The organism is Flavobacterium solisilvae, assembly GCF_012911605.1.
Classification (GTDB): Bacteria; Bacteroidota; Bacteroidia; order Flavobacteriales; family Flavobacteriaceae; genus Flavobacterium; species Flavobacterium solisilvae.
Genome location: NZ_JAAMPT010000208.1, coordinates 1 through 13,873, shown reverse-complemented (window position 1 = coordinate 13,873; position 13,873 = coordinate 1). Strand labels below are relative to the sequence as shown.

12 protein-coding genes are annotated in these 13,873 nt (G+C 33.0%); 9 read left to right on the top strand and 3 right to left on the bottom strand.

Annotated features, from left to right (window positions below):
- Positions 1–183: 183 nt before the first annotated feature.
- Genes glmS through G6042_RS10365 form a run of 3 tightly spaced genes read right to left on the bottom strand, consistent with a single transcriptional unit; the run spans position 184 to position 4,577 of the window.
- Complete coding sequence (gene glmS / locus G6042_RS10375; protein WP_169524369.1) at positions 184–2,031, bottom strand: glutamine--fructose-6-phosphate transaminase (isomerizing); 1,848 nt, start codon at positions 2,029–2,031, stop codon at positions 184–186.
- A gap of 12 nt (positions 2,032–2,043) precedes the next feature.
- Positions 2,044–3,759 (bottom strand): DUF4270 domain-containing protein, encoded by a 1,716-nt coding sequence (locus G6042_RS10370; RefSeq protein ID WP_169524368.1) that lies wholly within the window; start codon positions 3,757–3,759, stop codon positions 2,044–2,046.
- Positions 3,760–3,773: 14 nt separating this feature from the next.
- Positions 3,774–4,577 carry a glycogen/starch synthase gene (locus G6042_RS10365; protein WP_169524367.1) on the bottom strand — a complete coding sequence of 268 codons (804 nt, stop codon included), beginning with the start codon at positions 4,575–4,577 and terminating at the stop codon, positions 3,774–3,776.
- A gap of 105 nt (positions 4,578–4,682) precedes the next feature.
- Here G6042_RS10365 and panC point away from each other — a divergent pair, with 105 nt between their 5' ends.
- The 9 genes from panC (at position 4,683) to G6042_RS10320 (ending at position 13,720) form a co-directional block, all read left to right on the top strand.
- A complete protein-coding gene (panC, locus tag G6042_RS10360) occupies positions 4,683–5,531 on the top strand; it encodes a pantoate--beta-alanine ligase (protein WP_169524366.1) in 849 nt (282 codons plus the stop codon).
- Positions 5,532–5,545: 14 nt separating this feature from the next.
- Entirely contained in the window at positions 5,546–5,896 is a 351-nt protein-coding gene (gene panD, locus G6042_RS10355; protein ID WP_169524365.1) for an aspartate 1-decarboxylase, read from the top strand.
- A gap of 4 nt (positions 5,897–5,900) precedes the next feature.
- Positions 5,901–6,866 carry a lysylphosphatidylglycerol synthase transmembrane domain-containing protein gene (locus tag G6042_RS10350; RefSeq protein WP_169524364.1) on the top strand — a complete coding sequence of 322 codons (966 nt, stop codon included), beginning with the start codon at positions 5,901–5,903 and terminating at the stop codon, positions 6,864–6,866.
- Positions 6,867–6,923: 57 nt separating this feature from the next.
- On the top strand, positions 6,924–8,171 hold the full coding sequence (locus tag G6042_RS10345; protein ID WP_169524363.1) for an alpha/beta hydrolase: 1,248 nt from the start codon (positions 6,924–6,926) through the stop codon (positions 8,169–8,171).
- A gap of 21 nt (positions 8,172–8,192) precedes the next feature.
- On the top strand, positions 8,193–9,554 hold the full coding sequence (gene radA, locus G6042_RS10340) for a DNA repair protein RadA (protein ID WP_169524362.1): 1,362 nt from the start codon (positions 8,193–8,195) through the stop codon (positions 9,552–9,554).
- An 11-nt stretch (positions 9,555–9,565) separates the two neighbouring features.
- Positions 9,566–10,030, top strand: coding sequence for a gliding motility lipoprotein GldH (locus G6042_RS10335; RefSeq protein ID WP_169524361.1), 465 nt, complete (start codon positions 9,566–9,568; stop codon positions 10,028–10,030).
- A gap of 7 nt (positions 10,031–10,037) precedes the next feature.
- Positions 10,038–10,550: a hypothetical protein gene (locus tag G6042_RS10330; protein WP_169524360.1), complete on the top strand. Its 513-nt coding sequence runs from the start codon at positions 10,038–10,040 to the stop codon at positions 10,548–10,550.
- A gap of 64 nt (positions 10,551–10,614) precedes the next feature.
- Complete coding sequence (locus G6042_RS10325) at positions 10,615–12,252, top strand: DUF4139 domain-containing protein (RefSeq protein ID WP_169524359.1); 1,638 nt, start codon at positions 10,615–10,617, stop codon at positions 12,250–12,252.
- 94 nt (positions 12,253–12,346) lie between these two features.
- Positions 12,347–13,720: a PQQ-dependent sugar dehydrogenase gene (locus tag G6042_RS10320; RefSeq protein ID WP_169524358.1), complete on the top strand. Its 1,374-nt coding sequence runs from the start codon at positions 12,347–12,349 to the stop codon at positions 13,718–13,720.
- Positions 13,721–13,873 lie beyond the last annotated feature (153 nt).

The window sequence follows — 13,873 nt, the reverse complement described above, 5'->3', positions numbered from 1 at the left end:
GCCAATTATTTGATAATTCAATATTTATTATTTTTTGTGTTTTTATTAACGTTTTTGCAATTATTTTTAAAAAATAGTATGCTTACATATAAAATTCGAACTTTCTTTACATTAATCTTAATTTTTTGCACAAAAAAAGCGAGATAAAAAATCTCGCCTTTTTCAAATTATTTTTTCAAATTTTTATTCTACCGTAACCGATTTTGCTAAATTTCTTGGTTGATCTACATTACAATCTCTCATTACAGCAATGTGATAAGACAATAATTGCAGCGGAATTGTAGTGATTAATGGCGATAAAGCATCAGAAGTTTCTGGAATTTCAATCACGTGATCGGCTAATTCTTTTACTTGTGTATCACCTTTGGTAACAACTGCAATGATTTTACCACTACGTGATTTAATTTCTTGAATATTACTTACTACTTTATCATAATGTCCTTGCTTTGGCGCAATAACAATAACTGGCATCTGCTCATCGATTAAAGCAATTGGTCCATGTTTCATTTCGGCAGCAGGATAACCTTCTGCATGAATATAGGATATCTCTTTTAGTTTCAATGCGCCTTCTAGTGCAACAGGGAAATTGTAACCTCTTCCTAAATACAAGCAGTTTGAGGAATCTTTAAATTTTGCTGCAATTTCTTTTGAAACTTCATTAGTTGCCAACGCCTCTTGAACTTTTTCTGGAATAATTTCTAATTCTTGTAAATATCTAAAGAAATCAGAGTTTGACAAAGTTCCTTTTGCTTTTGCTAAACGAAGCGCAATCATTGTCAATACCGTGATTTGTGTAGTAAATGCTTTTGTCGAAGCCACTCCAATTTCTGGACCAGCATGTGTATAAGCACCAGCGTGAGTTTCCCTTGAAATAGATGAACCAACTACGTTACAAACCCCAAAAACAAATGCTCCTTTTTCTTTTGCTAACTTAATTGCAGCTAATGTATCGGCTGTTTCTCCTGATTGTGAAATGGCGATTACCACATCTTTTGGAGTAATAATTGGATTTCTATATCTAAATTCAGATGCATATTCAACCTCAACTGGTATTCTTGCAAATTCTTCAATTACATATTCAGCAACCAAACCTGCATGCCAAGATGTTCCACAAGCCACAATTAATATTCTATCAGCGTTAAGGAATTTTTCTAAATTGTCTTCAACACCTGCCATTTGAATAATTCCTTCATTAGCATGAAGTCTACCTCTATATGTATCTTTGATAACGCTTGGTTGTTCGTAGATTTCTTTAAGCATAAAATGGTCATAACCTCCTTTTTCAATTTGCTCCAAATTCATTTGAAGTTCTTGAATATAAGGATCAACCAAAGTATCGTCTTTAATTTTTCTGATTTTTAATCCTTTGTTTAAACGAACAATTGCCATTTCTTCATCTTCTAAATAAATAGCATTTGAAGTATATTCTATAAATGGTGAAGCATCTGAAGCGATGAAAAACTCATCTTTTCCAACACCAATTGCTAATGGACTTCCTAATCTTGCCACCACAATTTCATCGGGTTTTTGAACGTCAAAAACACAAATAGCATAAGCTCCAACTACTTGGTTTAATGCTACCTGAACCGCTTTTCCTAATTTTAAGTTTTCTTTCTTTTGTACTTCTTCAATTAAATTTACCAATACTTCAGTATCAGTATCTGATTGAAAAGAATAACCTCTTTTAATTAGTTCTTTCTTTAATGGTTCATAATTCTCGATGATTCCATTATGGATAATTGCCAACTTTCCTGAATTTGACAAATGCGGATGTGAGTTAACATCATTTGGAACTCCGTGAGTTGCCCAACGTGTATGTCCCATTCCGATAGTTGCTTTTAAAGAAGCTAATTCTTTTGATTTTTCTTCTAAGTCACTAACTTTTCCTTTGGTTTTAGACACTTTTAATTCATTGCCTTCATACAACATAATTCCAGCACTATCGTAACCTCTATATTCCAATCTTTTCAATCCTTTTATAACTATAGGATATGCTTCTCGATATCCTATATAGCCAACAATTCCACACATAATTTATAAGTATTAATCTGGTTTGGTATAATAAATTTCTAGTTTTAATCTTTTATCATCTGCTACACTTGAATGTGAACCATAAAGCACCGTTCCTAATGGGTTTAACGCTGACATTGTTGGAATTTTGTCAATGATTCCAATTGGTGTCTTTAATTTAGTAAAACCAACATTTGTAATAGTTTCGGTAACTACTAATCCTAAACGAACGTTAGTAGAATCTTTTCGAATTAAATTTTTAATATGATCGGTAATTCTAATTTTATATTTAGTCCCTTTTTTTGTAATCACTCCATCATCGTTTTTAGCTTGAGAAAGATGTTTATTGTTTTCATCCAAAATGTAGCCGCCGTGGACATACTTATTTTGTTTTGAATAACCTGGAAAAGTAGTTTGGTCAAAGATATAATCAACTAAAACTGTTTTATTGTTTAAGTCATACAAGAAAATTCTGTTTGGTTCAACAGTTTGTGCATTTCCCATTTTAACTTTATCAATATTAAATATAAGATTTGCTTCATTGATTAACCAACCTCTAGTTCTAATTTCTTCTAGCTCATCTGCTATTCCATTTCCATCAGTATCTGGACCAAATAAATCTATAACTGCCATTGAACCTTGTCCGCCTTTAAGATAAAGACTTGTTGCTTCGGTAGTTGAATTTGTCGCAGTTATATAGTCAGCATTTTCATTAGAATTTGATTGCAAACTGATGGTGTTTCCAGTAAGATTCATAACAAAAGACTTGTCAACCTTATTAAAAGTAACAACCCCTTGAGCATCGGTTACTTTGCTATCTTCTCTATAATATACTGTAACGGTTCCGCCAGCAAAATTCATCATCGCCAAACTATTTGAATTTCCTAAACTTTCAACTTTAAAATACAATCCTCTGAAGTAATTTTTGAAGACATCATTATTAACCAATTGTCCAGATGGTGCATTAATAATTTTGTTTAAGAAAAAGTTATTATCAAGGTGTAATCGCATAGATGGAACGCTTCTTGCTAAAACATCTTCATTGTCATCATTTTTTGTCTTTGTAATTTGTTCTTTTTTATTAAAATAAAACGCTTCGTTTTCGCGACCATCAGCATTTTTTATATACTCTGTGTTTACTAATGGTGCATTGTTCAAACGACCTGGAGTTATATTGTTTTCAACACTTTGATTGTCATTATAAAAAGATTGTTGCTCAGTAAATTGAGTTTCAGGATCTAAATTTCTTAAAAAATAATTAGACTCATGAATACTTAATCTGAACTTAGAACCACTTTCCCCATATATTGAATCTAATCGATATGTTTTCAATATTTCACCATCCTCATTGGTTGTAGTTTCTTTTAACTTACTAAAATAAGGGATGTTCAAAATCACACTATCCACAATAGGTAATGTTTGATAAAGCGTAGGATCAACATTGTTAAAAGTTCTGTTTAAAGAGGCAGAAGCAATCTCTAATTGCGTAACAAAATTTGCCGTGGTAGTTCCAAAAGCAGGATTACTAAAAATTCCTAACGGATTAATAGGTAAATTATTAGTAGCAACTGGTCCAAGCTTTTGATTGTAGGCTTGCACAGTATATTCTGTTGTTTTATCTCCAAGGTAATGGTTGTTATCACCACCAACGATATCGGTTCCAATTTCATTAAAGTCTTTATCACAAGACACTAATGAAACAATAACAAATAATAATATAATCTGTTTTGTAATAGAATTTAAATTCATTTATTTTAAAAATATTAAAGCAATTTTTTATAAAACTCTGTGTATGCCGAAGCAAAATTTTCTTTCGTGGTGAAAGGTAGAAAAGGTTTTTGTGAAGATTCTATAAATTTTGTTAAACTTGCAGAAATAGTCGACGAAGCGATAATTACCCCATCAGAATGATTAACCGCCGACTTGATTAAGTTTTCATAATTAGGAGTTTCCAATTCTTGAATTGCTTCATGAGGAACACCATCAAATTTAACTTTGTTAATCATTTCAAGGTCTAAATTACCATCAAATGATTGACTGTAAACTGAAGTTATTATCTTTGTTTCAGAAAATAACGCCTCGTTTTTATAGAAATGTTTCATGTAAACTGGCAACAAACTTGCCATCCATCCATGAACATGGATAATATCTGGAACCCAATTCAATTTCTTTACTGTTTCAACAACTCCTTTGGCAAAGAAAATAGCTCTTTCATCATTATCTGGATATAAAACTCCATCTTCATCTGTAAAAGTGGCTTTTCTTTTGAAGTATTCATCGTTATCTATAAAATAAACCTGAATTCGCTCTTTTGGAATAGATGCTACTTTTATAATCAAAGGCATATCCAAATCATTTACCACCAAATTCATCCCAGATAAACGGATAACTTCATGTAGCTGATGTCTTCTCTCGTTAATATTGCCATATCTTGGCATGAATATTCTTATTTGTCCACCTTGATCATTAATCATTTTTGGCACATCATAAGACATTAAAGAAACCTCATTTTCAGCCAAATAAGGCACAACTTCAGATGATACATACAATATCCTCTTATCTTCCATAATTTAATCTAATTTATTTATTGGCAATAAAAAGCATGCAAAAGTACAAAATTTTATGCAGTTATGTATGAAAATAGTAAGTTTGCATCTCATTTACAAAAGCGTATGCGCATTTTTAACAAACAAAGCGAACTAACCGCTTTTTTAAAATCGATTTCAAACGATAAAAAAACCATAGGTTTTGTGCCAACAATGGGCGCGCTTCATCAAGGTCATTTGTCATTATTAAAAACAGCTTTGGAACAAAATGAGATTGTGGTAATGAGTATTTTTGTTAACCCAACTCAGTTTAACAATCCCGAAGATTTAGCCAAATATCCAAGAACACTTGATGCCGATGTTGAAAAAATAAAAACCGTTTCTCCCGAAATCATCGTTTATGCTCCAACAGTTGATGATATTTATAATGGAAAAACCGTTTCTCAACATTTTGATTATGATGGAATTGAAAATCAAATGGAAGGAAAATTTCGTCCAGGACATTTTGACGGCGTTGGAACAGTTGTAAAACGCTTGTTTGAAATTGTGAAACCAACCAATGCTTATTTTGGGGAAAAAGATTTTCAACAACTTCAAATTGTAAAAAAATTGGTTTCTAAATACAAAATTCCTGTCAACATCGTTGGTTGTCCTATATACAGAGAAGCAAATGGTTTAGCGATGAGTTCGCGCAACGAAAGACTTTCTGCCGAAGAACGAAAAGAAGCAGCAATGATTTATCAAACCATTTTGGAAGCAAAAAAACAATTTGGCACAAAATCTGCTAGTGAAGTAACCAAATGGGTAGAAAAAACTTTTGCCAAACAAAGCCGATTTGAACTAGAATATTTTCAAATTGCCGACGAAGCAACATTATTGCCTTGCATCAGAAAAAATAAAAATAAAAACTATCGAATATTCATTGCTGTTTTTGTCAACAAAATTCGATTGATTGATACCATTTCAGTAAATTAATTTAACTTTGCCCCATGCAAATACAAATAGTAAAATCTAAAATTCACCGAGTAAAAGTAACTGGCGCCGATTTGAATTATATTGGCAGCATAACCATTGACGAAACATTAATGGATGCCGCTAATCTTATCGAAGGTGAAAAAGTATATATCGTTAACATTAATAACGGCGAGCGTTTTGAAACCTATGCTATCAAAGGCGCAAAAAATTCAGGCGAAATTACATTGAATGGTCCAGCAGCTCGAAGAGTTCAAAAAGACGATATTATCATCATCATGTCGTATGCCATTATGGATTTTGAAGAAGCAAAAACCTTCAAACCTTGGTTGGTTTTTCCTAACGAAAAAGACAATTCTCTGACCTAAAATTTTGAAAAAACAACTTCGAAAATGGCTAACGATTCTTATTCCGCTTTTAATCGGGATTGGAATTATTTATTATCAATTCACCACGTTAACCAGCGAAGAAATAGCCAAAATAAAAGTCAGTTTTCAAAAAGCCAATTACAACTACATTTTGTTAACGCTTGTTATTGCTTGTATTGGTCATTGGTCACGAGCGTATCGATGGAAATATGCGCTCAATCATTTGGGTTATCAAACCAAACTCTACAATAATTTCTTTACCGTTTGTGTTTCCTATTTGGTGAATTTAACCGTTCCACGTTCGGGAGAAATTTCTAGAGCAGCACTTTTAAAAAAATATGAAGATGTTCCTTTTGACAAAGCTTTTGGAACCATCGTAGCCGAAAGAATTGTTGACTTAGCAATTTTCCTTCTCTTTGTTTTTATTGGATTTATTTCACAATACAATACGATTTACCAATTTTTAATTGACAAAAAAGTTCCTGTAAAATCACTCGTTTATCTTGGAATAGCTGGAATAGTGATGATGATTATTTTTATTCTAATTTGGATTTATGCCGAATGGAAAATCATCAAAAAACTCAAGAAAAAACTAGCTGGATTAATAGAAGGAATGACAACTATTTACAAAATGAAAGATCGATGGAAATATTTATTTCATTCGTTCTTCATTTGGTTTTCCTATCTTTTGATGTTTTATGTTGCCAAATTTGCTTTACCCGAAACTTATGACATTAATTTTGACATCATCATTATGGGATTTGTTTTTGGTAGTTTAGCTATCGGGTTTTCAAACGGTGGTTTGGGCGCATTTCCGTTTTCTATCGCATTAATTTTTTCGCTTTACGGAATTTCAAATAATGTTGGAACTGCTTTTGGTTGGCTAGTTTGGACATCGCAAACCATTTTAACCATACTTCTTGGTTTGATTTCCTATGTTTTATTACCTATTTTAAATAGAAATAAATAATTTACTATCTTGCTGATTATTTTAGCAACATTTCTATTTAACCAAAAACCAATATACATGAAAAAACTGTTTTTCCTTTTAGTGATATTCCTTTGCTCTAACAGTTTATTTGCCCAAAAAACGATTACTGACACCATAAATTCTCAAAAATTAGGTGAAGAACGAGAAATAAAAATCTCACTTCCGCCATCATATTCCAAAAATAAAGCCCAAAAATATCCATTACTAATTTTATTGGATGGCGATTTTCTTTTTGATCCATTTTATGGAACATTAAGCTATGGTTACTATTGGGATGATTTACCCGAAGTAATCATTGTAGCCATTAGTCAAAATAAAAATGGCGAACGCGAATATGATTCTGCTACTGATGGCGTAACTGGATTACCAACTGAGAAAGGAGAAAAATTCTTTGAATTCATTGGGATGGAATTGATCCCAACAATTCAAAAAAACTTTAGAACAGCACCATTTAGAATCGTTGCTGGATTAGATGTAACAGCCGGATTTATGAATTGTTATCTCTACAAAGACGATCCAATTTTTAACGCTTATATTTCGTTAAGTCCTGAACTTCCTGTTGGAATGGAAGAACAAATTCCAGAAAGATTGGCTGCCATAACAAAAAATATTTTCTATTATCATTGTACAGCCGATGGCGATTTAAAAAAAATGAGAGCTCGCATTCAAGCGATGGATGAAGAAATAAAAAAAATCAACAAACCCAACTTGAATTACCGCTACGAAGATTTTAAAGGTGCGTCACATTATTCGTTGGTTCCACACGCCATTCCAAGTGCTTTGTATCAAATATTTTCAGTATATCAACCTATTTCAACAACCGAATTTCAAGAGAAAATTGCCGTTTTGCCTTCGGGATATGTAGATTATTTAATTGCAAAATATGATGTTTTAGAAAAAGAATTAGGCTTAAAACTTCAAATTAGAATGAATGATTTTAAAGCTATTGAAGCAGCTATTATTAAAAATAAAGCCTACAATGAGTTTGATCAATTAGCACAATTAGCTAGTAAAGATTATCCAAAAACAATGTTGGCGGATTATCACATGGCACAAATGTATGAGAAAAAAGGCGACAACGCTCGAGCCGTTAAATCGTATATGAAAGCTTTTCAAATGCAAGAAATTGGCGATTTGACTAAAGATATGATGATTAATCGTGCCGATGAATTGAAAGCTACTCTACCTAAAAAAGGTCAAAAAGTAGAAGAACCAGTAATTGAAGAAACTCCTGTAGAAGAAGTACCAACCGAAACACCAACCGAAGAAAAAAAACAAGAATAATAAAACAAAGATTACGGATAAATGTCCAAACTAAAAACTACTTTTTTTTGTCAAAATTGCGGCACTCAATATGCCAAATGGCAAGGACAATGTAATTCATGTAAACAGTGGAATACTATTGCCGAAGAAATTATTCAAAAAGAAGAAAAAACGGCTTGGAAACCTGCCACTTCTGAAGTAAAACGCATTTCCAAACCATTAAAAATAAAAGAAATTGATTCTGCCGAAGAAGTTCGAATGGATTCAACCGATGGCGAGCTCAATCGAGTTCTTGGTGGCGGAATTGTTCCTGGTTCGTTAATTCTTCTTGGCGGCGAACCTGGCATTGGAAAAAGTACATTATTACTTCAAATTTCTCTAAAATTACCCTATAAAACCTTATACGTTTCGGGCGAAGAAAGCCAGAAGCAAATAAAAATGCGTGCCGAAAGAATAAATCCAAACAGCGACAACTGTCTAATCCTAACCGAAACCAAAACGCAAAATATTTTTCGTCATATTCTCGAAACCGAACCCGATATTGTCATCATCGATTCCATTCAAACGCTTCATACCGATTATATTGAATCAACTGCTGGAAGTATTTCTCAAATTCGAGAATGTACTGCCGAGTTGATAAAATTTGCCAAAGAAACCAACGTTCCCGTTATTTTAATTGGACATATTACCAAAGACGGAAACATTGCCGGACCGAAAATTTTGGAACACATGGTCGATACCGTTTTGCAATTTGAAGGCGATAGAAATCACGTGTATCGAATTTTACGCAGTTTAAAAAACCGTTTTGGTTCCACTGCCGAACTCGGAATTTATGAAATGCAAGGTTCAGGTTTAAGAGAAGTTTCCAATCCATCAGAAATATTGATTTCACATCGAGAAGAAGAACTTTCGGGAACGGCAATTGCTTCAACACTCGAAGGCATGCGACCGCTAATGATAGAAATTCAGGCATTGGTTTCCACCGCAGTTTATGGAACACCGCAACGAAGCACAACCGGTTATAATGCCAAACGATTAAACATGATTTTGGCAGTTTTAGAAAAACGCGCTGGTTTCAGATTAGGTACAAAAGACGTTTTCTTGAATGTTACTGGCGGAATCTCGGTTGATGATCCAGCTATTGATTTAGCCGTTGTTGCTGCCATTCTTTCTTCTAATGAAGATATTGCCGTTGGCAAAGACGTTTGTTTTGCCGGAGAAGTTGGTCTTTCGGGAGAAATTCGTCCGGTAAATCGAGTAGAACAACGCATTCAAGAAGCCGAAAAACTAGGGTTTTCAACCATTTTTGTTTCAAAATATAATAAAATTGCAACTCAATTTCCTGGAATAAAAGTGATTTTGGTCTCTAAAATTGAAGAAGTTGTAGAACAATTGTTTGGTTAAAATTAAATCGCATGAAAACAAAAAAAATATTTTTATTAGGATTGATGTTAGTATTCATTTCTTGTAATGACAAAAAAGTTTTTTCTGAGTATAAAACCGATTTCAAATCAAATCAATGGCAAAAAAGTGACGTCAAATCATTTGATATAACCATTGATGATGAAAGCAAGAACCATGATTTGACATTAATTTTAAGTCACGTTTATGACTATCAATTTGACCAAGTTCCTGTTATTATTAGTGTCAAAAATCCTAAAGGAGAAACTGAAATTATAAATATTGATTTGATTCTAAAAGACTCTGCTGGAAAAGACAAAGGTGATTGTCTTGGTGATATTTGCGACTTGAAACAAACTTTCAAGAAAAATGTAAATCTTATAAAAGGAAATTATGTCATTTCTGTAGCGCATGATTTCAACAACAGTTATTTGCCAAATATTTCAAGTTTAGGTTTAGAAGTTACACTTTCTGAATAAATTGTAGATGAAACCTTATTCCGAAATCATCCAAAAAATAGAAACCTACCACGAATTGGGTGAAACCATTCAAGCGGCAGAATTTTTAATCGAAGAATATGGCATCAAACATCCTAATTTGAAAGGTTTTGAACTTCGGGAAAAAGCCAAACCCGATTACATTATGATGACTGCCGAAGGAAATTTTGGCGAAAAACAAATCATTAGAATTCCCGAAAACACCTTTCAATTTGAATTGATTTTAATGCTCAACCTGATTGCACATGAAATGATACACGTGGAGCAAAAAAGCTATCTCAACAAATTCCCAGACAGAAACGAACGCGAATGGCAAGCCTATTATGAAATGTTGTTTCACAAAGTCTATCCGCAAGTTCCAAATGCAAGTACTTTTCATAGAAAATTCTTTGCCAACAAAGCTTTTGAGTATTATAATCGAATGGAAAAAGACGGCGAATTACAACGAAAATACGCTTCGCAAAAAGTTGAAATTGAACAACTTTTAGCAACATTAGAATAATTTTTCATACTATTTCCAACCTTTTTTCGTTATTTGTTATCTATTAGGATATAAATTACTTCGTATGAAAAAAATAACCCTCCTTTTTGTTTTGTTTTCAGCAATTGCTTTTGCTCAAAAACCAATTTTCACGACTGCCAAAGTCAAATCGGCAACGGTTTATTTTAATGCTGCCGAGTTATCACAAACTACATCGGTCAATCTTCCTGCTGGAACGAGCGAAATCGTGATTAAAAACGTAGCCGATTATTTGAATGAAAATACAGTTCAAATTGGCGCACCAAATTCTGTAACTGTTTTGTCTGTTCAATTTACCCAAAATTATATTTCAGAATACGAAATTGACGAAACCAATCCTGCGATTAAAAAAGTGCGTGACAGCATTTCTTGGACCGAAAAAGAAATCAAGAAAACTCAAATTGATGCTTATTCGCATCAGCAAACCATTGCATTATTAGATGGAAATCAAAATGTAGCTGGCGCAAATTCAGGTTTGAATGTAGCCGAATTGATGAAACTCGTTGATTACTACAAAGCCAAAAGAACCGAATTGGACAACAATATCGTTGCCTTAAAAGAAAAAGAAACAAAACTTGGTCAAAAATTAAGTGCGTTGAAGTCCAAACTGGAAATCAATACGCAAAAAGAAGAGAAAAATTCCAAAGGAAAGTTAATCATCCAAGTAATGAATGAAGTGGCTGGATTAGTGAATTTAGACATCAATTATATTACCAATAATGCTTCGTGGCAACCGTTTTATGATTTGCGTGCAGACAATGTAAATTCACCCATCAATATGATGTATAAAGCACAAGTAACCCAATGGACAGGAATTGATTGGAAAAAAGTAAACCTAACATTATCATCGGGAAATCCTAATCAAAATAATCAAGCACCGATTTTGAGTCCGTGGTTTTTGAGGTATGGAAATTTTAATTATTATCGCGGAAATGTTAATTCTAAATATAAAGATGGTGATAAACAAAACGTTTATAATCAAATTCAAGGAAGTGCAGCAGGAGTTGTTGTTGAAGAAGATAATGCTGTTTACAATGTTGCTTCTGTTTCTGGTTATACCACAATCCAAGAAAACCAACTCAATGTTTCTTTCGATATCGACATTCCGTATGATATCTTATCGAATAGTAAACCGCATAGCGTTGCGTTAAAAGACATCAAACTTCCGGCTACGTATAAATATTATGCTGCGCCAAGAGTAGAAAAAGAAGCGTTTTTATTGGCTGAAATCAATGATTATTCTAAGTATAATTTGTTGCCAGGCGAAGCCAATATCATTTTTGAAGGCATGTATGTGGGTAAAACAAATATCAATCCTAATCAAACTTCGGATACGCTAAATTTAAGCATGGGAAGAGACAAAAAAGTTTCTATCAAGCGTGAAAAAGTAGTCGATAAATCAGGAACTAAATTTTTATCGTCCAAAAAAGAACAAACTTTTACGTTTGACATTACGGTTAGAAATAACAAAAAAGAAATGGTTAACATGTTGTTGAAAGATCAATATCCGTTAAGCACCGATAAAGAAATTGAAGTGGAATTACTCGAAAGCAATAACGCCAAAGAAAACAAAGAAACCGGAATTCTAACATGGGATTTAAAACTCAATCCAAACGAGACAAAAAAAATCCGAATAAGTTATAAAGTCAAATATCCAAAAGACAAAGTTATCGATAATCTTTAAACACAAAACGCAATCCTAACCGATTGCGTTTTTAATTTACAACCATTTGATTATAAAGTTTTTATTTCTAACTTTACAAGAAAATCAACCTACTATGAAAAAAATTTTACTCTCATTCTCATTATTACTTTGTAGCGTTTCACAGTCCCAAACCTTGAATTTACAAAGCTTTGCCACCGGATTTTCATCTCCGGTAGAAATTACTCATGCGCCAAATGACTCTCGATTATTTGTGGTTCAAAAAGGCGGTTTAATCCGAATTGTGAATGCAAATGGAACCGTGAATGCAACACCTTTTTTAACCGTTTCGGGTTTAAGCGGCGGAAACGAACAAGGATTGCTTGGTTTAGCATTTCACCCAAATTATGCTTCAAACGGTTTGTTTTTTATAAATTATACCAATACTGACGGCGATACGGTAATTGCTCGATATTCTGTTTCTTCCAATCCAGATGTTGCCAATCCAACAGGAACGATTTTAATGACAATCGATCAACCATATTCCAATCACAATGGTGGAACTTTAAAATTTGGTCCCGATGGTTATCTTTATATTGGAATGGGCGATGGCGGTTCAGGTGATGATCCACAAGGTTATGCTCAAAACATGACAATCGATGCGTCATTTCCTTCTAGAGTTTTCCTAGGAAAAATGCTTAGAATTGATGTTGATTCAGGAACACTTTATGGAATTCCTTCAACTAATCCTTATATTGGTCAAGCTGGAAAAGAAGAAATTTGGGCAAGAGGTTTACGAAATCCGTGGAAGTTTTCATTTAGTAAAGTAAATGGCGATTTATGGATTGCCGATGTTGGTCAATATGACATTGAAGAAATCAATAAAATTGCTTATCCGTTTCCAAATACAGGTTTAAACTTCGGTTGGAGATGTTATGAAGGAAATGTTTCTTACTTAACTTCGGGTTGTGAACCAATGAATACTATGACTTTTCCTCAAGCACAATATACTCATGCTTCGGGAAGATGTTCTATAACTGGCGGATTTTTCTATACAGGAACAACGTATCCAAATTTACAAAACAAATATGTTTTTGCCGATTATTGTTCGGGTGAAGTTGGTTATATCAACGATGCGAATCAAGTTGTTTGGTCGTATGATTCACCTGGATTTATAACCACTTTTGGCGAAGATGTAAATGGCGAATTATATGTAGCAAGTAGCGGAATTTTATACAGAGTAATCGATACTTCTTTAAATACAAATGAATTTCAAAAAAGCGGAATTGCTGTTTATCCTAATCCAGCTTCGGATGAATTATTTGTAAAAAATGAAAACAGCATCGAATTATCTGCTATAAAAATAACCGATTTAACTGGAAAAACAGTTGCCTATCAAAACTCACAATTGAGTTCGATAAACATTTCTAATTTATCAAAAGGAATGTATTTTGTAACAGTTGAAACCCAAACTGGAAATAGCGTAACGTCAAAAATTATCAAACAATAATCTTTAGATGTAATTAGTTTTTAATGAAATTTTTCGTCAGTTCGATTTCTATGATATTACAAAATCTTTTTGATAAATAGTTTCATTATTTATTAAGGCAAAAATTCTATGAATAATTTTATTTCTGATAGCATTTAAAATACTCATTTTATT